The following is a 21,940-nucleotide window of genomic DNA, read 5'->3' on the forward strand; positions in this document are numbered from 1 at the left end:
TGGCGGCTCAGTGATCAGCGTCCCGCTCGAGAACCAAGATCCCCGTCAAGGACACGCTGTTCGCCTCCCATTAGGCGTCTATGCGGGCAAACTGACGCTGCTGATACTGGTCGACGCAGGTCGCGCGCCGGACCTTGCCGCTCGTGGTGATCGGGATCGAACCCGGCGACACCAGAACAAGATCCGCGACGTTGAGGCCGTGTGCGTTGGATATCGCCGAAGTGACTTCCCGCTTGACCTCAGCCAGAGTTTCGGCAGCCTCCTGAGCGGAGCCACGCTTCCTGGCCTCGATGATGACGACCAGCTTCTCGACCGAACGGTCCGGCACCGCGATCGCCGCGCACCGCCCCCGCGTGATCTCCTGCACCGTGGCCTCGATGTCATCAGGCGAATGATTACGCCCGTACACGATCAACAGATCCTTGATGCGGCCGATGACAAACAGCTCGTCATCGAACAAAAAGCCCTGATCCCCCGTCCGCAACCACGGCCCCTCCGGCGTACCCTCCGACGGAGCGACAAGCCTGCCCCCGAACGTGGTCTCGGTCTCCTCCGGCTTCTGCCAGTAACCCAGCGCCACATTGTCCCCGTACACCCAGATCTCGCCCGTTACCCCCGCCGGGCATTCGGTCATCGTGTCGGGATCCACGATCCGAACCGTCGGCGAGTGCGGCACACCGTAACTGACCAACGGTGTGCCGCCCCTGTTCTCGCACCGCTCCGCCTTGCCAGCAGTCAGCTTGTCGGAGTCGAAACGAACAACTTTCGGCACCTGGTTCGGCCGGCCGGTCGCCACATACACCGTCGCTTCCGCCAACCCATATCCGGGACGTAACACGGTCTCGCCGAGATTGTGGTGAGCGAATCGCTTGGTGAAGCGCTCGATCGTGGCGGGATTGATGCGCTCGCTACCGCTGCCTATTCCACGCACCTGACCGAGGTCGAGTCCGGCCATGTCCTCGTCGGACGTCTTCTTCGCGGCGATCTCGAACGCAAAGTTGGGCGCCGACGAGAATGCGTGCTTGTTGCTTGCCAGCAGTTGCATCCACCGGGCCGGCCGCTGCAAGAACGCCACCGGACTCATGAGCACAGCGTGGAGGCCGGCCAAGACGGGAACGAAGACCCCCACCATCAATCCCATGTCGTGATAAAACGGCAGCCACGACACGATCGTCGTGTCGGGCGGAGGCACGTTTCCATCGTCGGCGAACAAGTCCGACATCAGCTGCCGGTAATTCACCAGAAGGTTCTTGTTCGACACCATGACGCCTGCCGGCGTGCGGGTGGAGCCCGAAGTGTACTGCAGAAACGCAATGTCGGGACCAGTCCCGAACCCAGCGTCGGCACCCGCCGGCGCATCGAGTTCCAGCGAATCAACCGCGACGACCACGGGAGCCCCGTCGCCACCTTGCGACTGGACGGCTTGCGTGACGCCGTCCACGACTGCAGACGTCGTGAGAACGACTGTGGGCGAGGAGTCGTGCAGCACCGAATCGACGCGCTCATCGGTGACGCCGCCCATCGGAACGGAGAGCGGAACGGCGATGAGTCCGGCTTGCAGTGCGCCGTAGAAGGCGACGATGTAGTCCAGCCCCTGTGGCGCCGAGATCACCGCCCGATCGCCGGGCGACGCGCAGCGTTCGAGCGCATTGGCGACGTTAGTCGTTCGCCGATACAGCTGAGACCAGGTCAGGCTTTCGGGGACACCGTTCCAGTCCTGGTCATAGTCGATGAACGTGAACGCTGTCTCGTTGGGCTGGAAACCGGCGCGTTCACGGATCATGGCAGCGGGGGAAGCATCATTCACGCGGATTCACACCCTCCGGAGGGAAATTCGGTAGAGATTTGCATGTTCGAGACGGAACTGCCTGATCGATGCCTCGAGATATCTCTCGTAGACCGACACCTTTTCCGCACCGACGATGTCCACCGCCTCCGTCCAATTGCTTCGTAGCCTCTGGAGCCATGCTGAGCAGGTCAAAGCGTAGTGTTCCCGATGGTTCTGCACCGTCCTGATCTCGAAGAGCTTTTCGGCGGCGTGTGCTATCTCTGCCAGCCTCGGCGGATCCGACTCCGGGAATATATGCTCGGCTATGAATAGGCAATCTTCCAGCCCTTGCTGGTCCATTGCGACGTTACCTTTTCCGATTGTCTGCAGAGCAAGTCCCGCGCCGGGATTGAGGCATTCGTGGCACTTCTCGAAGAATCGCCGATATGCCTCGACTCTGTCTGACCTCTTCCTCCCGAATTTGACGAAATGCTCCATCGCGCCTATCGAAACTGCGGCGTCATAGCGTTCCTCGGGCACGAAATCTGCCCAGTCTTGAATGAGCACTTGAAATCGGGAATCGCCCAACCCCTCGACGTGTTTGGCCTGCGCCTCGCTCAACGTCAAGCCGGTGACTTGCCGAACGCCGTGTTCGGCGACCATTCGTTGCATGACCGAACCCCACCCGCACCCGATGTCCAGGACGCGGCTGCGCCCCGCCGCCCCGGCCTCGGTCACGAGGTAATCGATCTTCCGTCTCTGTGCCTCCGCCAGATCATCACCCTGGCCGTCCCACAGTGCGCACGAATAAGTCATCGACTCGTCGAGCCACAGTGAGTAAAACCTGTTACTCACGTCGTAGTGGTGCTGAATCGACTCGGGCGATGCACCGCGCTCGCTCAGTGTTTCCATTTCCTCCCCTTCAATCGACAAGTTTCCTATGCGTCATGCGTCTATGCGGGCGAACTGACCCTGCCGATACTGGTCGACGCAGGTCGCGCGCCGGACCTTGCCGCTCGTGGTGATCGGGATCGAACCCGGCGACACCAGAACAAGATCCGCCACACTGAGGCCGTGTGCGTTGGATATCGCCGAAGTGACTTCGCGCCTGACCTCAGCCAGAGTTTCGGCAGCCTCCTGAGCGGAGCCACGCTTCCTGGCCTCGATGATGACGACCAGCTTCTCGACCGAACGGTCCGGCACCGCGATCGCCGCGCACCGCCCCCGCGTGATCTCCTGCACCGTGGCCTCGATGTCATCAGGCGAATGATTACGCCCGTACACGATCAACAGATCCTTGATGCGGCCGATGACAAACAGCTCGTCATCGAACAAAAAGCCCTGATCCCCCGTCCGCAACCACGGCCCCTCCGGCGTACCCTCCGACGGAGCGACAAGCCTGCCCCCGAACGTGGTCTCGGTCTCCTCCGGCTTCTGCCAGTAACCCAGCGCCACATTGTCCCCGTACACCCAGATCTCGCCCGTTACCCCCGCCGGGCATTCGGTCATCGTGTCGGGATCCACGATCCGAACCGTCGGCGAGTGCGGCACACCGTAACCGACCAACGGTGTGCCGCCCCCGTTCTGACACCGCTCCGCCTTGCCAGCAGTCAGCTTGTCGGAGTCGAAACGAACAACCTTCGGTTCTTGACCTGGCCTGTCAGTCGCCACATACACCGTCGCCTCCGCCATGCCGTACGACGGTCTTATCACGGCCGAGCGGAGGTTGCAGCGGGCGAACCGAGTGGTGAAGCGCTCAAGCGTCGCCGGGTGCACCCGTTCGCTACCGGTCGCGATGACGAGCACGTCCGAAAGATCGAGGCCCGCCATGTCATCGTCGGACGTCTTCTTCGCGGCGATCTCGAACGCGAAGTTGGGTGCGGCCGAATATGCCTTGCTGTTGTTTGCCAGCATCCGCATCCACCTGGCCGGCCGCTGCAAGAACGCCACCGGGCTGGTGAGCACGGCGTGAAGCCCCGTCAGAACCGGCCCGCAGACGCCTAGGTACAGACCCATGTCGTGATAGAACGGCAGCCACGAAACAAGGGTGGTCCCCGGCGGGGGAACACCACCCGAGTCGGCGAAATAGTCGGCCGACACCTGACCGAAATTCGCCAGAACGTTCCGGTGCGACATCATGACGCCGGCCGGCGTACGGGTCGACCCGGATGTGTATTGCAGGTAAGCGATGTCGTGGCCGTCCTCGCACCCGGCTTCGGATCCCGTCGACGCGTCGAGGTCGAGCGAATCGACAGCGATGACTGCGGGTTTAGATGTATCCGAGTGGGCCTTCACGTAATCACTCACGGGGGCGGCGACACGGGATGAGGTGAGAACGACTGTCGGCGACGCGTCCCGCAAGACCGAATCGACGCGCTCATCGCTGACGCCGCCCAGTGGAACGGAGAGCGGAACTGCAATCCGGCCCGCCTGCAACGCGCCGTAGAACGCGACGATGTAGTCGAGGCCCTGCGGTGCCAGTATCACCGCGCGGTCGCCGGTCGACCCGTGACGGACAAGCTCCCGCGCAACGTTTGTCGTCCGCCGGTACAGCTGCGACCAGGTCAGCGTTTCGGCTGCACCATCCCAGTTCTGCTCGTAGTCGATGAACGTGAGTGCCCGGTCGTTTGGCTGCAGGCTGGCGCGCTCGCGCAGCACCGTCAAAAGGGAGGTCCCCGTCACCAGCCAGAGGTTACCGTCGCCGTCGCCGACGCAGGCCGAAAGTGAGAGATTCGGTTGCCGACCAACCGATCACCGTGAACAGCGCGGCATCGACAGGGCTGACGACCAGCCGTTTTGCCCCTGAAAGACTCGTAGATGCCACTGGAACCGGTAATGATCGCGTTTGCCGAACATGGCGTTCCATTCGGCCATTCTGACCAAACGCAACCGCGTCGTTTGGGACGGTACTGCGACGCACCTACACAGTGCGAGCCAGTCGTTCCGCGAGCAGTGCCGCGAACTTCGCCGGATCGTCGGGGATGTCGCCTTCCGCGAGAAGGGCCGTGCCGTAGAGCAATTCGGCTGTCTCCGCTAGCGCCGACTCGTCAGCACCGTTCTTGTGCGCCTGCTGTAGGCCGTTGACGAGCGGATGTCGTGGATTGAGTTCGAGGATCCGTTTGGTGACCGGCACAGTCTGTCCAGATGCCCGGTACATGCGCGCCAGCGCGGGTGTGATGCCGAAGGTGGGTGTTATCAAGCAGGCCGGCGACTCGGTCAGGCGCTTGGACAACCGCACTTCTGCGACATGGTCACTGAGGGTTTCCTTCAACCAGGTCAGCAGATCGGCGAATTCCTTCTGCTGCTCCTCGCGCTCGGCCTCGCTTTTCTCCTCCTCCGATTCGAGGTCGACTTCACCCCGTGCCACCGACTGGAGCGGTTTGCCGTCGAACTCGGGCACCGATCCCACCCAGATTTCGTCAACCGGATCGGTGAGCAGCAGCACCTCGTAGCCCTTGGCTCGGAAGGCCTCGAGATGAGGCGACTTCAGAAGTTGCTCGCGTGACTGTCCGGTGGCATAGAAGATCTGCTCCTGACCCTCCTTCATGCGTTCGACATACTCGGCGAGAGTGGTCGGCTCCTCGTCACTGTGAGTCGAGGCGAACGACGAGATACGCAGGAGTGTGTCCCTGTTGTCGAAGTCGGACATCAAGCCCTCCTTGAGGGCTGAGCCGAACTGTGTCCAGAATGTGCGGTAATCCTCCGGACGCTGAGACTGCAGATCCTGGATCGTCGACAAGACTTTCTTGGTCAGCCGGCGCCGGATCGCGGTGACCTGTCGATCCTGCTGCAAGATCTCGCGAGAAACGTTGAGGGACATGTCCTGTGCGTCCACGACACCCTTGACGAATCGCAGGTAGCGGGGCATCAGTTCGTCGCAGTCACCCATGATGAACACACGCCTGACATACAGCTGTATCCCGACCTTGGCGTCTCGCGAGAACAGATCAAATGGGGCCTGCGACGGGATGAAGAGAAGTGCCTGGTACTCGAAGGTGCCCTCGGCCTTCATCGCGATCACCTCGAGCGGTTCGTCCCAGGCGTGCGCGATGTGCTTGTAGAACTCCTTGTACTCCTCGTCGGACACCTCGTCCTTGGACTTGGCCCAGAGCGCCTTCATCGAGTTGAGGGTTTGATTCTCGATGGTGACGGTTTCCTTGCCGCCGTCCTCGGCAGGGGGAGTGCGCCGCTCGACCTGCATCCGGATGGGCCAAGAGATGAAGTCGGAGTACTTCTTGACGAGCTCCTTGATCTTGAACTCGGAGGTGTAGTCGTGCAGCTGATCCTCGACGTCTTCTGGCTTGAGATGCAGCGTGACTGACGTGCCTTGCGGGGCATCCTCGACTGTTTCGATGGTGTAGGTGGCCTCACCAGTCGAAACCCATCGGGTGCCCTGACCTTCGCCGGCCTTCCTGGTGAGCAGCTCGACCTCGTCAGCCACCATGAACGTCGAGTAGAAACCGATACCGAACTGACCGATCAGTTCCTCAGAGGCAGCGGCGTTCTTGGCTTCTCTCAATTGCTGCCGCAGTTGAGCGGTACCGGACTTGGCGAGTGTGCCGATGAGGTCGACAACCTCGTCGTGGGTCATACCGATGCCGTTGTCGCGGACGGTCAGGGTGCGGGCGTCCTTGTCCACATCGATCTCGATGTGGAGATCGGATGCGTCGACGTCGAGGTCCTTGTTGCGCAAGGTCTCCAGACGCATCTTGTCCAGCGCATCCGAGGCATTCGAGATCAACTCCCGCAGGAAGGAATCCTTGTTGGAGTACACCGAGTGGATCAGCAACTCCAGAAGTTGGCGCGCTTCTGCCTGGAACTCCAACTGTTCGACGTGTGCAGTCATGTGCTTCCGTTCAACAACAGACGTTCAATACCGGCAAAGATGATAGCGATCCGCGCGAGGGCCCAGGGGCAGGGTTCGATTTGTCCACCCCGGTCGGCATGGCGACCTGACCGCCGCTAGCAACGTCCACCAGGTCGCTGGAAGGGGCCGGATCCGACGCGAAGAAAACTGAACGCGCGCTATGAAGCACGGCTAATGGTTTTTCCGGTGCTCGCTTGTGCCGCTTTCGGTATCGATTGTTCCGATTTCGAGACAACACACCCTGTGTGAACCTAGCGTTATCGATTGTGACCGCCTGCCGAGGCAAACCACTGCCACCGAGGAAGCACATGACGGCGCCGCCGTCGGTGTCCCGCTGACCTCAAGAGTGCACAGATGGGGCCGTGCGGCGGCCGAGGCCACAGCAACCATTTCTACGCGGAGGGGAAATGACGTCATTCAAGTCTGTGGATGATTCACAGTCGGGCTCTACGACAGCTGCGACTCCGTCCACAACGGGCACCACGCCAGTCACCCCTATTGCCGTCATCGGCATGGCGTGCCGGCTTCCGGGGGGTATCGACTCTCCGGAACAGCTGTGGGAGGCCTTGCTTCGGGGCGACGACCTGATCATCGAGATTCCGCCCGACCGCTGGGACGCCGAGGAGTACTACGATCCCGAGCCGGGCGTACCCGGTCGGTCCGTCTCGAAATGGGGCGCGTTCCTCGACGAGTACGGCGGTTTTGACGCCGACTTCTTCGGCATCAGCGAACGGGAAGCCACCGCAGTCGACCCTCAGCATCGTCTCTTGCTGGAAACTTCCTGGGAGGCAGTGGAACACGCCGGTTACAGTCCCACGCAGTTGGCGGGTTCGCAGACCGGCGTGTACGTGGGTCTGACGCACGGCGACTACATACTGCTCGCGGCGGATGCCCATGCCCTGGAGGGCCCGTACGGATTCCTGGGCAACAACTACAGCATGGCGTCGGGTCGAATCGCGTACGCCATGGATCTGCACGGTCCGGCCATAACGGTGGACACCGCCTGTTCGTCTGGCCTCGTCACTGTGCATATGGCATGTCGCAGTCTGCATGACGGCGAATGCGACGTCGCCCTCGCAGGCGGTGCCACGCTGTTGCTCGATCCGCGTAAGTCGTCCGCGGGATCGGCCGGCGGCATGCTCTCCCCAACCGGCCACTGCCATGCGTTCGACGTAGAGGCGGACGGGTTCGCATCAGGCGAGGGCGCCGTCATGGTGCTTCTCAAGCGCTTGCCCGACGCGCTGCGCGATGGTGACCGAATCCTGGCAGTCGTACGCGGCACGGCTTTGAACAACGACGGTCGTACGGTGAACATCACCACACCGTCGCAACCCTTGCAGGTCAAGGCCTACCAGGCCGCACTGGCCGCGGCCGGTGTGGACCCGACCACCGTCGGTATGGTCGAGGCACACGGCACCGGAACCCCGACCGGCGATCCCATCGAATTCGGAAGCCTGTCAGAGGTTTACGGTGTCGAAGGGCCGTGTGCGCTCGCAGCGTCGAAGACGAACTTCGGTCATACCCAATCGGCCTCGGGAACTCTGGGTTTGGTGAAGGCTGTCCTGGCCGTCCAGCACGGAGTGGTGCCCCAGAACCTGCACTTCACCCAGCTGCCCGATGAACTCGCCAGCGCCAAGAGCAATCTCTTTGTGCCCAAAGAGAATACGGCCTGGCCGATAAACGGTGAGGCACCCCGGCGGGCCGCCGTTTCGGCTTACGGGTTCTCGGGAACCAATGCCCACGCCATCGTGGAGCAGGCTCCCGGCACTCCCGCGGTCGATCCCCAACGCAACGGAAGCGTTGACGCGGCAACGACGCAGCCCCAACTGTTCACGATCTCATCCACCTCAGCCGACGAACTGCGCCGAACCGCCGCGCGGCTGGCCGACTGGGTGCAGACGCATGAAGACGTGGCTCTGACCGACCTGGGCTACACGCTGGCTCGCAGGCGTGCACACCGCCCGGTGCGCACCGGCGTCGTCGCGACCAGCCGACCGGAGCTGATCGAGGCTCTGCGAGAGGTAGCCGACGGCGATACGCCGTATGAGCCGGCAGTCGGACGCGATGACCGGGGTCCGGTGTGGGTGTTCTCAGGCCACGGGTCGCAATGGGCGGGAATGGGTGCCGATCTACTGGCCAACGAGCCGGTGTTCGCCGCCACCATCGCCGCCGCCGAGCCGCTGATTGCGCAGGAGTCCGGCTTCTCGGTGACCGAGGCGATGACAGCCCCTGAAATGGTGTCCGGCGTCGACCTCGTGCAGCCGATGTTGTTCGCGATGCAGGTCGCGTTTGCAGAAACCATGAAGTCCTACGGTGTTCGCCCGGGCGCGGTGATCGGGCACTCCCTGGGTGAGACTGCCGCGGCGGTGGTCGCCGGTGCGCTGTCGCTCGAAGATGGCGTTCGGGTGATTTGCCGGCGTTCGCGGCTGATGGCCCGCATCGCCGGTTCTGGGGCGATGGGGTCGGTGGTACTGCCTGCGCAGCAAGTACTTTCGGAACTGACCGCCCGAGGGATCGACGACGTCGTGATCGCGGTGGTCGCCTCTCCAGAATCGACTGTGATCGGCGGGGCCCCTGAGCGTGTGCGCGAACTGCTCGCCGAGTGGGAGCAGCGCGACGTGATGGCCCGCGAAGTCAAGATCGACCTGGCTTCGCATACTCCCCAGGTCGAACCCATACTCGGCGACTTGTCCGAGGCGCTGGGCGAATTGTCCCCCCGCACACCGGAAATCCCGTTCTATTCGACGAGTTTGTTCGACCCGCGCGACGTGCCGATGTGCGATGCCCGCTACTGGGTGAACAATCTGCGGCGCACGGTACGGTTCGCCGCCGCGGTGCAGGCCGCTATGGAGGACGGCTATCGGGTCTTCGCCGAATTGGCGCCCCACCCCCTGCTCACACATCCGCTGGAGCAGAATGCCCGCAGCCTCGACGTGCCGATGGCCGCTCTGGCGAGCATGCGTCGCGAACAAGAGCTGCCGCACGGACTGCGCGGCTTTTTGACAGACCTGCATGCCGCAGGCGCCGCGGTCGACTTCTCCGTGCTCTACCCGCATGGGCGGTTGATCGACGCGCCCCTGCCGACGTGGACACACCGCCAACTCCGTCTGAACAACGAGGGTCAGGGCAACTCCCCGACGCACGGTGCGCGCACCATCTCAGTTCACCCATTGTTGGGTTCCCATGTGCGCCTGCAAGAGGAGCCCGAGCGCCACGTCTGGCAGGGCGAGGTCGGCACCACGGTCCATCCCTGGCTGGGCGATCACCAGATCCGCAACGTGGCCGTGCTCCCCGGAGCTGCCTACTGCGAGATGGCGCTGGCGGCCGCGCAAGCCGTCCTGGGCGAGGCGTCCGAGGTCCGCGACATCCGCTTCGAACAGGCACTGCTTCTCGACGAGCAGACCACCGTCGGCGCCTCGGCGTCGCTGTCGTCGCCGGGCAATTTCGAGTTCTCCGTGGAAACCAATCAAGGTGGCGAGCAGACGCGACAAGCTACCGCAATCCTTCAGGCCGCCGAGCTGGAGCAGCCTCCGGCGCACGACGCGTCTGCGCTGCTCGCGGCGCATCCGAACCGCGAAGATGGAGACGCGGTGCGCGCACGCATGGACCAGCGGGGCGTCCAGTACGGTCCGGCGTTCGCCGGTCTCGGCGCCGTACACACCGGCGAGTCCGCGACCATGCTCGCCGAGGTTGCGCTTCCCCGCCAGATCCGATCGCAGCAAGGCGCTTACGGCGTGCACCCGGCGCTGCTAGATGCTTGTTTCCAATCCGTCGAAGCTCACCCCGACGTCCAGGCGTTGGGTGAGGGCATGCTCGGGCTCCCGCTCGGTATCCGTCGACTCCGCTCGTACACCGCTGCGCGCGACGCGCATTACTGCTTGACGCGCGTGACGAAGGTCGATATCTCGGGAGTGGAGGCCGATATCGACGTGCTCGATGAGCACGGCACCATCATGCTTTCGGTCGAGGGCCTGCAATTGGGCACCGGCGCGGACGAAAAGGGCAACAAGGCACGGATACTGGCCGACCGGTTGCTGACTATCGAATGGCAACCCCGAGCGTTGCCCGAGGTCGAGTATGCCGAGGCTGGAAATTGGCTACTGATCAGCACAACGAACACAGACCAAATTGCTACGAATTTGGCCGATGTCCTGAAGACGCATGGCGCGCAATGCACTGCCATGTGTTGGCCGCGAAACGCGGACCACACCTCGAGCGCTGAAGAGCTCAGAACGCAACTGCGCGGCGGATCGTTTACGGGCGTAGTGGTTTTCACGGGTCCCAAGAACGGCGAGACCGAGAATGAGCTTCCACGCTTGGGTCGCGAGTATGTGGAGCATCTCGTCCGCATCACCCGCGAACTGCCGGATGTGTCCGGCGAGCCGCCGCGTCTGTACGTCGTGACTCGGGACGCCCAGACTGTGGGGACCGGGGACCGGCCCAACCTCGAACTTGGCGGGCTTCGTGGGCTCGTGCGAGTTATCGGCACAGAGCATCCGCACCTGCGAGCCACTCAGATCGACGTGGACGCCGGCATCAAGCCGGAGCAACTGGCGCAGCAATTGCTCTCCGAGATCGAGGAAGACGAAACCGCTTGGCGGAACGGTCAGTGGTACGTGGCACGTTTGTACCCCGCTCCGTTACGCCCGGAGGACCGAAAGACCTCGGTCGTCAACCATGAGCAAGACGGGATGCGGTTGAAGATCCGTACTCCAGGGGACCTCGAGTCCGCCGAACTCGTTGCTTTCCAGCGGGTTTCGCCCGGGCCAGGGGAGATCGAAGTCGCAGTCACCGCGTCGAGTATCAACTTCGCGGATGTGCTGGTGGCATTCGGCCGCTACCCCTCGTTCGAGGGTCGGCTGCCAGAGCCGGGAACCGACTTCGCCGGCGTGGTGACCGCCGTAGGACCCGACGTCACGACTCACAAGGTCGGCGATCACGTTGCCGGCCTCTCCCCCAACGGCTGCTGGGCGACATTCATCACCTGCGACGCCAACCTCGCGGTCACTCTGCCCACCGGGCTGAGCGACGCTGACGCCGCAGCGGTGACCACGGCGACGGCCACCGCCTGGTACGGCCTGCACGATCTGGCCCGCATCAGGAGCGGAGACAAGGTGCTGATCCACTCCGCAACTGGCGGGGTGGGCCAGGCCGCGATCGCGATCGCCCGCGCGGCCGGTGCCGAGATCTTCGCCACAGCAGGCAGTGAGCAGCGGCGGCGACTGTTGCGCGACATGGGTATTGAACATGTTTATGACTCCCGGAGCACCGAGTTCGCCGACCAGATTCGCAGCGACACCGAGGGCTATGGGGTCGACATCGTGCTCAATTCGGTCATCGGTGCCGCCCAACGTGCGGGCGTCGAATTGCTGGCATTCGGTGGACGGTTCGTGGAGATCGGCAAGCGCGACATCTACGGCGACACCAAGCTGGGCTTGTTCCCCTTCCGGCGCAACCTCACGTTCCACGCCCTCGACCTTGCGCTGCTGTCGTTCAGCCACCCTGACCGACTGCGGGACCTGTTGAACACGGTGTACAAGCTCACCGTCGACGGCGTGCTTCCGATCCCGGAGAGCACGCACTACCCGCTGGCCGACGCCGCCACCGCAATCCGGGTGATGAGTGCTGCGCAGCACACCGGCAAGCTCATCCTCGACATTCCGCGGGCCGGAAGCAGCAACGTGGTGTTGCCGCCGGAGCAGGCTCGAGTCTTCCGCAGTGACGGCTCCTACATCATCACCGGCGGCCTTGGCGGTCTCGGCTTGTTCCTGGCCGAGAAGATGGCCGCCGGCGGCTGCGGGCGAATCGTGCTCACATCGCGTTCGCAACCCAACCGCAAGACGCTGGAAACCATCGAGCTCATCCGTTCGATCGGCGCCGACGTCGTGGTGGAGTGCGGGGATATCACCGAGCCCGCGACGGCAGACCGCGTGGTGGCGACAGCGACTGCGACCGGGCTGCCGGTGCGCGGTGTGCTGCATGCCGCGGCGGTCATCGAGGACGCCACCCTGACGAACATCACCGAACAACTCGTCGAACGGGACTGGGCGCCAAAGGTATACGGCGCGTGGAATCTGCACGCGGCGACAACGGGTCAACCGCTGGACTGGTTCTGCTCATTCTCGTCGGCGGCGGCGCTGGTGGGCTCGCCCGGTCAGGGCGCGTACGCCGCAGCCAACAGCTGGCTGGATGCGTTCACCCATTGGCGACACGGCCAAGGGCTGCCCGCCACCGCGATCGCGTGGGGCGCATGGGGCGAGATCGGTGCGGCCACCGCCCTGGCAGAGGGTACCGGCGTTGCCATCACACCCGACGAGGGCGCATACGCGTTCGAGGCGATGCTGCGTCACGACCGCGCCTACACCGGTTACGCCCCCATCATGGGGACCCCGTGGTTGACCGCGTTCGCGCAGCACAGCCCGTTCGCCGAGGCGTTCCGCAACACGGGACAAGGCAACGCGGGCTCAAGCAAGTTCCGTGCCGAACTCGACGAGCTCCCCGTTGAGGAGTGGCCCGCACTGTTGCGGCGGTTGATCTCCGATCAGGTCAGCTTGATCCTGCGGCGCAACGTTGACCCCGACCGTCCCCTCGCCGAGTACGGCATGGATTCGCTGGGTGCCCTTGAATTGCGCACGCGTATCGAGACTGAAACGGGGCTCCGCATAACGTCGACCAATATGACGACGACAGTTCGTGATTTGGCCACGATGCTGTCCGAGAAGCTGACGCCCGCGGAACCCAAAGAGGTCAAAGTGTCGGCTTAGTCCGGTTGCGGGCCGCCGGAACCGTTGCGACACAGGTGATGTCGGCTCCCGCGTGGGTAGACCGGTCGAATGAGTTGCGCTCGGGAACGAGGGCCGATCCGGCCGTCGGTCGACGGCGCTTGCCGTCGTGCGTTGGCTTTACACCTACCGGTCCGCCGTTCCTAGAACCTGGTCGTTCACAGGTTGACGTCGGTCGGCTTCAGCCCGACCGGGTCAATTATCAGACGTTCCGCCCGACGCCAGCCTGTCGCGCAGACTCTTCGGACGGATATCAGGCCAGTTCTGCTCGATGTAATCCAAGCACGCAGCACGGTCTGCTTCACCGAAAACCACACGCCAACCCGCCGGCACATCGGCGAAAGTCGGCCAAAGACTGTGTTGCTCCTCGTCGTTGACCAAGACGAAGAAGCTGCCGTTTTCGTCGTCGAATGGATTAACGCTCATAGTTCTCCCAGTCAATATTGGTCGATATCAGTAAAACCGTCCCAAAGCATACTCACGACTGGACCGACGGAGTCACACCGTATAGGTGGCATTCTTGCCAAGACGATCCGCGACCGAACTGAGGTAGAGATAGCCGACCTCCTGGTCCAGAGACCACGTCGCCTTCTTGGCGATCGCTGTCATGGCGGGCGCTCAACTGGGCGCAAGCGCGCGGTCGGCAAGCAATCCCATCACCGGTGCCAGCAACCGCGAATAGGCAGCTGTGACGTGGGTCTGGTCGGAGTACACGAGGGTGTCGCCAACGATGACCGGGCAGCGGTCAGCGGTGCAGAACAAATCCGTGAGGTCAACATAGTGTCCACCGCCAGCCCTTGTGGCGGCAGATTCAGCCGCGATGCCGGCTTCGTTCACCGCCTCGGACCGGGGAACCGAGCAGGCCGTCGCATCATCGAGATGGTCGGACAGGCAGATCGACACCATTGAGTGCGGATTCGGGATCGGCCCAAGCACCAGAACCTCGGCACCCGTACTTTGAAGCTGCCGCACGAGGCGAGTCATGCTTTCCATCCACTCCGGAGCATATGAAGTAAAACCTGGTTCCCAACCCAGCCCAGAACCGCCGTAGCCCCGCCAGACGCTCAATACCACGAGCCTTGGATGCCTGGCGCTCAAGTGATCGATGATCTCGCCGCGCCACTGCGTGCAGTTGGCGTACAGCAGTCGACGGACGGGGCCGGTGATGGGCAAATCCATAGGTGGGCAGCCCTGCGTGCTGAGGGTCTCGAGCCGCCAACCCTTCTGCGAAGCGAACTCATCGAACGCCGGGATCCACATCGTCGCGTTCGAGTCACCGACCAGGGCAACCGTGGTCCCGGCGGCGGTGTCGCCGGCCGCGCAGTCCGGCTGTCCGGCTTGAAAGAATGAGCGCAAGCAGCCGGTCCGGAGCATGCCTTGAGCCTCATTTACCGCGTCGGCGAGTGGCGGATTGAGGTTCGACGGAACCGTATCCAGGTCGGCGGAGGCGGCCAGTCCTGCTTGAACTCGCGCGAACGCTTCGTTCACCGCCGCGTCGTACGCTTCCCCGGTGTGGCCAGGGGGAGGAGACGCCAGAGTGAAGACCATGGGTGTGGCTGGTGAGCCGCGGCCGACCGGCGAGGGCACCGACACCATCACGGCCACGCACACCGACACCGCTGCCGCGGTGGCGACACCTCCGAGTGCGAGACTTTTTGCGGGAGATTTGCGCAAGGGAGCGGCAAAGCGCAACGGGTTCTCAATCAGATGCAGTGTGAGCACAGCGAGCCCACCAGAGACCAGCACCGCTGTCAGCCGGCCTGTCAGCCCGAGAGCATGACCCACGAGGAGCGGAGCGAACAGCAGCACCGGCCAATGCCAGAGGTACCAGGAGTACGACACTCTGCCGACCGCTTGCATCGGCGACCACGCCAGGAAGCGACCGCATCCATGAGAGGGCGCGGAGCAGCCAGAACCGATCACCAAGGCCGTGCCCAACGTCGGTAAAAGCGCGGCGACACCAGGGTAGGGCGTGTTCTTGCTCAGGAGGGTGCACGCCAGCAGAATCATGGCGAGCCCTCCCCACCCAGCGGTGGCGGCGAACTTTCCTGGTATTCGGCGCCATTGGCTGACCGTCAGCGCTACCAATCCGCCGACTGCAAGCTGCCATGCGCGCGTGAACAGCGAAAAAAATGCCACCGACGGCAGCAGGAACGTGGTCGTCACCGCCAGCGCGAGCGACGCAGCCGCGACAAGGATGAGGACGACCAGAAACGGTTGCGTCGATGCCGTGGCGGGACCCTTCAGGCGTCGCCGCGCACGCCGCATGACCCAAGCCGTACCGATGATTAGAACCGGCCACACAAAATAAAATTGCTCCTCCACGCCCAACGACCAGTAATGCTCGTAAGGCGTCAGGAGGTTGGGGTTGAAGTAGTTCTGCAATTGCAGGATGAACCAAAAGTTGCTGACGTAGAGCGCGCTCGCGATGCCGTCGAGCATGACGCCCTGGACCTGCAAGGGTGGTAGCAAAAAGGCCGATGCAATCGCGGTCGCAATACCCACCGCAGCCGAGGCTGGTAGTAGCCGCCGGGCGCGCGCTCCGTAGAAACGACGTAGCCGCACCTTGCCGCTGGAACTCACCTCGCGCCACAACAGCCCGGTGATGAGGAAGCCCGAGATGACGAAGAATACGTCCACGCCGACGAAGCCGCCACCCACACCGGGCATCGCAGCGTGGAAGAGAACAACGGCCAGCACCGCGACCGCACGCAAGCCCTCGACATCGTGGCGAAATTCTGGCTTCGCGGGCCCGCGCCTCTGCGGCTTTCCATCGGGGTCGACCGTCTCGGCGTCTGTCGAGGTCACGCCGCCCCCAAAAATTGGTGCTTCCGTCACGCAAAGCATCTTCACATACCCGGCGTGATAAAGCTGGCAAACTTTCGTGTGCGGGCGTCGACGGCTGCCCGAAAGACCTCTCGTTAGGCCTTTGAGAGACGTCCGGACGGACGGATTTCATCGAAAATCGATCTTGGTTTCGCGCCGGTAGCCTGCGCAGACGATGCGCTTGCGAAGACCGCACCCATCCGCCCTAACCAACCGCTCCGCCTGCCGCCGGCCGGTGGCCCATCCACCGGCCGAGTGCACTCCACAGGCAGCTGCCTCGGTCGGCTTCGAAGTTCGCTGTAGCGTACGGTAACGTTCGCAAGTCGAGGAGGGCCTGTGAAACTCACTTCCAGAAGGTTGGCGGTTAAGTTTGCTGAATCCGTGGCGCTCGGATTGCTCCTCTTTCTGGCAGCAGGCACGTTCGACTACTGGCAAGCGTGGGTCTTCCTAACGGTATTCAACCTCGCGGGATGGATTCCGAGCATCTACTTGTTGAGGACCAACCCCGATGCGTTCGAGCGTCGTATGCGTGGGGCGACCGCAGAGACCCGAGTAGTTCAAAGGGTCCTCATCGTCGGCTGGTTGTTGTCTGTGCCGGCAGCGTTCCTGGTCAGCGGCTTTGACCATCGCTTCGGTTGGTCCCATGTACCAACCGCGCTCTGTTTGGTCGGCAACATCCTCGTAGCCGGTGGACTGATTCTGGTGACAGTGGTCGTGGTGCAGAACAGCTACGCGGCAGCGAACGTCCAAGTGGAGGGAGACCAGAAGATCGTCTCTACCGGTCTGTACGGGATGGTGCGGCACCCGATGTACACCGGCAGCATGATCATGTTGGTTGGTACACCCCTCGCGCTCGGTTCTTACTGGGGACTCCTGGCCGTCGTCCTCGCGGGGATATCACTCGGTTTTCGGATCCAAGACGAGGAGAAATTGCTGCAGCAGGAACTTGATGGGTACCTCGACTACACACAGAAAGTCCGCTACCGCCTGGTGCCCTGTGTTTGGTGAAGTCACCTCATCGACAGTCTGAGAATCACAATTACGGACTCCAGCAAACCTTGGCGGTCGGCCGATGGTTCAGATTTGCTTTCCGTCCCGCGTCAGTTTCAGTAACCTGCTTCGAAGGGGGCTCGGGGGCACCGCTCGCAACTGTGCAGCGGTGAAGAGCTTTGGAGACCCTCAAGGCGATGTAACGCATGCTCGACGCATCGTTGCCAATTCACAGATCGATGGCTAGGGGGCCAGGGTGAGCGAGAACATCACAATCGGTGAGCGTGTGAAAGCGGCTAAATGGTTGATCTCGTATTGGTCGCGGCAGCCGAGAGAAGCGGCTGGGGAGTGGGTGCGCGCGTGGCTCCAAAGCAACAGAGGCCACTCAGGACAAGGCACGACACCTGGCGACGCGGCCGCACTCGATGAGCGCAGCTCGGAGTTGCAGTCGCTGCGTCGCCGCTACGCCGCGATGCAACACTTCATCGGCACATCAACTGTCTGGCGTCCCGGGTTCGTCAGGCAAGAGGATCTACTGTACTTCCGCGGCGACAATTGCTATGTCTTCCAGAACCAGGCCAACAACACACCGCAGAAGTACCTCCTGACGTACTTCTATCTCAAGACCCTTGACTGGTTGGGGTTGCTTGATCTGTTCACCGAAGACGGCGACTTCGGCGTCTTCACCTATCCCACGGGCGATTTCGACAACGACGGAAACAAGCGGATCGTCAGCCGTGACCTGTTGGACTCGGTCAACGAGTTGTTGTGGCTCGAGCGGACGTTGAAGATTTCAAGCCTCTCCGGTTTGAAGGTGCTCGACATCGGCGCCGGCTATGGCCGTCTCGCCTACAGGGCACTTACCGCCTTGAGCAACATAGACACGTACTACTGCATCGACGCCGTCCCCGAGTCGACGTTCATCTCCTCCTATTACCTGTCCAAGAAGGGCGCGGAACGCGCATGCGTCGTCCCCTTCGATGAGCAGGAGGAATATCTGACGCCAGGGACCATCAAGTTGGCGATCAATATCCACAGCTTTTCCGAGTGTGCCATCGAAGCCATCGAGTACTGGATCAGGCGGTGTGCAGAGCTCGAAATCGAGTACCTATTCATCGTTCCCAACGACAGCGCGGGCGAAGAAACCATCCATCTTGTCAACGGTTTTGATTACACACCGATACTCGCCCAACACGGCTACCACTTGCACACCGTTGAACCGAAATACAGCAACCCGGAGTTGCAGAAGTTCGGCGTTTCACCCGCCTGGTACTACCTGTTCCGCGCAAGTGAAGGCTGAAGTCATCTGCGTCCGCGGGTGACCATCTATTCCGGTGTGCCGGACATATCCGCAAGCTGCTTTCCGAGGCTTCTCACCGATGGCGCGTTGAATAGGCTGGTAACCGGCAACTGAATGTCAAGGGCCGCATCGATTTTGGCGATCAGGCGCATCGCGGTAAGGGAATCTCCACCTATGTCGAAGAATGACTCGTCGATGCCCACGCGATCCACACCCAGCACTTCCGCGAAAAGGTCGGACAGAACCCGCTCAACCGGGTTGGTCGGCAGCGAGTCGTTTGCTAGGGCCTCGGAGTGTTCCTGCGTCGATGTACCGGTAGACATCGGCTGAGCGTGGTCGCGGCGGTAACGCTCACCCGCGCGGATCAGGTCAATCGACGAGAGGCGCCGTGCCGGATCGGCGATCATCGCCCGCAATATCCCCTGCAACCGCTCGATCATCGCCTCGATGCTGGCCAAGTCGAAGATGTCAGTGCGGAATTGAACGTGAAGCCCCAGCTCACGGCCTGGTTGTGCCTGCACCGCAACGGGGTAATGGTAGTAGTCGCGAGCCCTGAACTCAGTGATGGCGAAGTCGTGGCCGCTCGACAACGCCGCGCTGTCCATAGGGTAGTTCTCGTACACGAAGACCGTGTCGAACAACTTCTCGTGGCCCGCGAGGCGATGAATATCCGACAGCCCGATGTGCTGATGCTCGAAGGTGTTGTTATGCGTTCTCTGCAGCTGCTCTAGCAAGTCGGTGGTAGTGGTAGCCGGCGTGAGACGCGCGCGCACCGGCACCGTATTGATCAGAAGTCCCGCCATCGTCTCCGCGCCTGCCAACTCCGCGGGCCGCCCGGAAACCACGGCGCCCAACGCGACATCCTGATTGCCTGTCACGGAGCTCAACAGCAGGGCCCACGCAGCCTGCAGCACGGTGCTGAGGGTGGTGTGGTGTGAACGGGCCAGCTCGCCAAGGGCTTTCGTAGTTTGTTCCGGCACTCGGAACTCTGCGAGTGAACGCGGCCCCACCCCCAACCGGTCCGGGGGAGCCACCAGTGTTGGGGTGTCAAAACCGGTCAACGCCTGAGTCCACGCCGCGCGCGCGGCCTGCAAGTCTCGCTCGGCCAGCCAAGTGATGAATCTGCGGTACGGCGTGGGCTCTGGCAGCCGCTGGCCGTAGTAAATGGCGATGATTTCGTGCAGCAGAATCGGTATCGACCAACCGTCGAGCACTATGTGGTGATTAGTCAGCACCAACCGGTGGCTTTCTGCGGCGGTGCGGATCAGTGCCGCCCGGAGGGGCGGCTGATCCGCCAAGTCGCAGACGGCGGCGCGCTCCGCAGCGCATAGGCGCTGGATCTGCTCACCGATGTCGACCGCACCCCCGCTGAGATCGACATAGCGCCATGGGACCGTCGGATCAGCGGAAATCACCTGGACCGGCTCGCCGGACCGGGCGAAAAAGCGGGCTACCACGTTGGGATGGCGGGCGGCCACAGTTTGCACCGCATCCCGCAGTCGCAGCGGCTCCAGCGGTCCGGTGACGGTGATATCCAGTTGCACCGCATACACATCGTCGCCGTCACGCTGCGCAGCACTGGCGTGGAAGAGCAACCCCTGCTGCAGCGGAGTCAACGGCAAAACGTCGGCGACCGCATAGCGCTGGCACAGCTCGTCGAGCTCGGGTTGGTTCAGCCGAGCAGGCGCGATGTCGGACGGTGTCAGTCCGCCGCCGCCAGCGCGCACATGCGCGCAAATGCCCGCCAGCGCCTCAAACCACAACCTGCTCAACCTGCCGACCTGAGCGGCGTCCAGCGCCGACGGGGCCCACGTCCAGTCCGCGTGTAACTGGGGCCCGGCATCCGTGTCGGCGGTGGCGGCGTTGAGCTCCACGGTATGCGCCAAAGGCAAAGTTATCGCCCCAACTGCGCCAGTCGATGCCAATCCCTCGGGATCGATCCGCCACCTATCGTCTGAGGTTTCGCCGGCCGACGCGCCCAACCGGCCCAGGTAATTGAACCCGAGCACCGGATCTGACCCGTTCAGATCGACGTCCGGGTTCAGATGGCGAAGCAGACCATAGGTAACTCCGTCGGGTAGGGCACGCAGCTGCTCCTTGGCGTCCTTGACCACTCTCCCCAACGCCGCCCCACCGGCGATGACTTCGTCCCAGTCCAGCCCATTCACGGCCAATGCGACCGGGTAGAGCGCCGTGAACCAGCCAACGGTGCGCGACAGGTCGACATCGACCGAGAGCTCTTCAGCGCGGCCATGGCTCTCCACGTCGATGACGACCGGCGCATTACCGGGACGGGAGAACTCCGCTGCCGCCAGCCCGAACGCGATCAACAAGATGTCCTGGATTCCTGCACGGAAGGCCGCCGGAACCTCACCCAACAGCATCTTGGTGGTCTCGACGTCGAGTGACACCGACAAGCGTCCGGCGGACGCGTAGGTATCCAGCGCCGGTTGCACCGTCGGCAACGCGGCGGGGGTCGCGGTCACTTGCCGCCACGCGTCGGTTTGAGCAACCACCTCAGGTGCACGGGCCAACTCGGCCAGCAGCGCCGACCACCGGGCAAACGATGTTCCACCCTCCGGAAGGATGATCGGCTGCCCTGCGCGGTGCTGGGCCCAGGCAATGTTGAGGTCTTCCAACAGGATTCGCCACGACACCCCATCAACTGCCAGGTGATGAATGATCAACACCAACTGACCGGTACGGGCAATCCACAGCGCACTGAGCATTAGCCCGGCCGCCGGGTCCAACCGCGACCGTGCCGACACCAACGCCGCCTCGGACAATTCGTCCGCGGTCCTCAGGCAGTCTCGCGCATCCCCCGCCGCAGGCTCGGGAACCGTGAGTGCCCAGCCACCTGCACCATCGTCGTCGACCCGCAGCCGCAACATCGCGTGTCGATCCAAGATGGCTTGCAGGACCGCCACCACGTCGGCCTCGCTGACTCCGACGGGGGCTTGCACCACCATGGTTTGGTTGAACTCATCGACAGGGCCATCCATGCCCTGCAGCCATTGCATGATCGGGGTCGCCACCACGGGACCGACACCCGCATCGAGGGCGCCCGCGGTCTCACCCTCGATGACCCGGGCCGCCCGGGCCAAGCGTGCCACCGTCTGCTCAGCGAACACATCCCGCGGGCGGCACAGTAGACCCGCCGCCCGGGCCCGGGCCACGACCTGCATCGACAAGATGCTGTCCCCGCCCAGCTCGAAGAACGAGTCATCGACCCCGACCCGCTCCAATCCCAACACCTGGGCGTAAATCCCGGCCAGAACTTCTTCGACCGCGCTCTCCGGCGCACGGTAGCGATCGGCGTCGGTGTACTCAGGCGCCGGCAGCGCGCGGGTGTCGAGCTTCCCGTTGACCGTCAACGGAAACGCGTCGAGAACGACGACGGCGGCCGG

The 21,940-nt window shown here is 63.0% G+C and carries 10 protein-coding genes; 3 read left to right on the forward strand and 7 right to left on the reverse strand.

Annotated elements, in window-relative coordinates:
• Positions 1-70: 70 nt before the first annotated feature.
• The 4 genes from A5698_RS08525 to htpG all read right to left on the reverse strand — a co-directional run bounded on the left by A5698_RS08525 (position 71) and on the right by htpG (position 6,614).
• Positions 71-1,807 (reverse strand): AMP-binding protein, encoded by a 1,737-nt coding sequence (locus A5698_RS08525; RefSeq protein WP_068295531.1) that lies wholly within the window; start codon positions 1,805-1,807, stop codon positions 71-73.
• Positions 1,808-1,813: 6 nt separating this feature from the next.
• Positions 1,814-2,680, reverse strand: coding sequence for an SAM-dependent methyltransferase (locus A5698_RS08530; protein ID WP_068295533.1), 867 nt, complete (start codon positions 2,678-2,680; stop codon positions 1,814-1,816).
• 33 nt (positions 2,681-2,713) lie between these two features.
• On the reverse strand, positions 2,714-4,450 hold the full coding sequence (locus tag A5698_RS08535; RefSeq protein WP_068295535.1) for an AMP-binding protein: 1,737 nt from the start codon (positions 4,448-4,450) through the stop codon (positions 2,714-2,716).
• Positions 4,451-4,688: 238 nt separating this feature from the next.
• Positions 4,689-6,614 carry a molecular chaperone HtpG gene (htpG, locus tag A5698_RS08540; protein WP_068295537.1) on the reverse strand — a complete coding sequence of 642 codons (1,926 nt, stop codon included), beginning with the start codon at positions 6,612-6,614 and terminating at the stop codon, positions 4,689-4,691.
• A gap of 428 nt (positions 6,615-7,042) precedes the next feature.
• Here htpG and pks2 point away from each other — a divergent pair, with 428 nt between their 5' ends.
• A complete protein-coding gene (gene pks2, locus A5698_RS08545) occupies positions 7,043-13,399 on the forward strand; it encodes a sulfolipid-1 biosynthesis phthioceranic/hydroxyphthioceranic acid synthase (protein ID WP_068295539.1) in 6,357 nt (2,118 codons plus the stop codon).
• A gap of 213 nt (positions 13,400-13,612) precedes the next feature.
• Here the strand turns inward: pks2 and A5698_RS08550 are convergent, their stop codons facing one another.
• Both A5698_RS08550 and A5698_RS08555 read right to left on the reverse strand, forming a co-directional pair.
• Positions 13,613-13,843: an MbtH family protein gene (locus tag A5698_RS08550; RefSeq protein ID WP_068295541.1), complete on the reverse strand. Its 231-nt coding sequence runs from the start codon at positions 13,841-13,843 to the stop codon at positions 13,613-13,615.
• Between the two features lie 192 nt (positions 13,844-14,035).
• Entirely contained in the window at positions 14,036-16,255 is a 2,220-nt protein-coding gene (locus A5698_RS08555; RefSeq protein WP_286144396.1) for an acyltransferase family protein, read from the reverse strand.
• Between the two features lie 324 nt (positions 16,256-16,579).
• On the opposite strand from A5698_RS08555, the gene A5698_RS08560 reads away from it, so the two are divergent.
• The gene (locus tag A5698_RS08560; protein ID WP_068295543.1) at positions 16,580-17,251 is read left to right on the forward strand and encodes a methyltransferase family protein; all 672 of its coding nucleotides are present in this window, start codon (positions 16,580-16,582) and stop codon (positions 17,249-17,251) included.
• 238 nt (positions 17,252-17,489) lie between these two features.
• Positions 17,490-18,533, forward strand: coding sequence for a putative sugar O-methyltransferase (locus A5698_RS08565; RefSeq protein WP_156670661.1), 1,044 nt, complete (start codon positions 17,490-17,492; stop codon positions 18,531-18,533).
• A 26-nt stretch (positions 18,534-18,559) separates the two neighbouring features.
• Here the strand turns inward: A5698_RS08565 and A5698_RS08570 are convergent.
• Positions 18,560-21,940: acyl carrier protein (locus A5698_RS08570; RefSeq protein ID WP_068295547.1), on the reverse strand; the 3,381-nt coding region annotated here is incomplete at its 5' end.

The sequence above is a fragment of the Mycobacterium sp. E136 genome (genome assembly GCF_001666865.1).
In the GTDB taxonomy this organism is placed as follows: Bacteria; Actinomycetota; Actinomycetes; order Mycobacteriales; family Mycobacteriaceae; genus Mycobacterium.

Excerpts from the sequence above, each read along its gene's own strand:
- htpG (WP_068295537.1), bottom strand. The coding sequence starts at position 6,614 with ATGACTGCACACGTCGAACAGTTGGAGTTCCAGGCAGAAGCGCGCCAA.
- A5698_RS08550 (WP_068295541.1), bottom strand. The coding sequence starts at position 13,843 with ATGAGCGTTAATCCATTCGACGACGAAAACGGCAGCTTCTTCGTCTTG.
- pks2 (WP_068295539.1), top strand. The coding sequence starts at position 7,043 with ATGACGTCATTCAAGTCTGTGGATGATTCACAGTCGGGCTCTACGACA.
- A5698_RS08530 (WP_068295533.1), bottom strand. The coding sequence starts at position 2,680 with ATGGAAACACTGAGCGAGCGCGGTGCATCGCCCGAGTCGATTCAGCAC.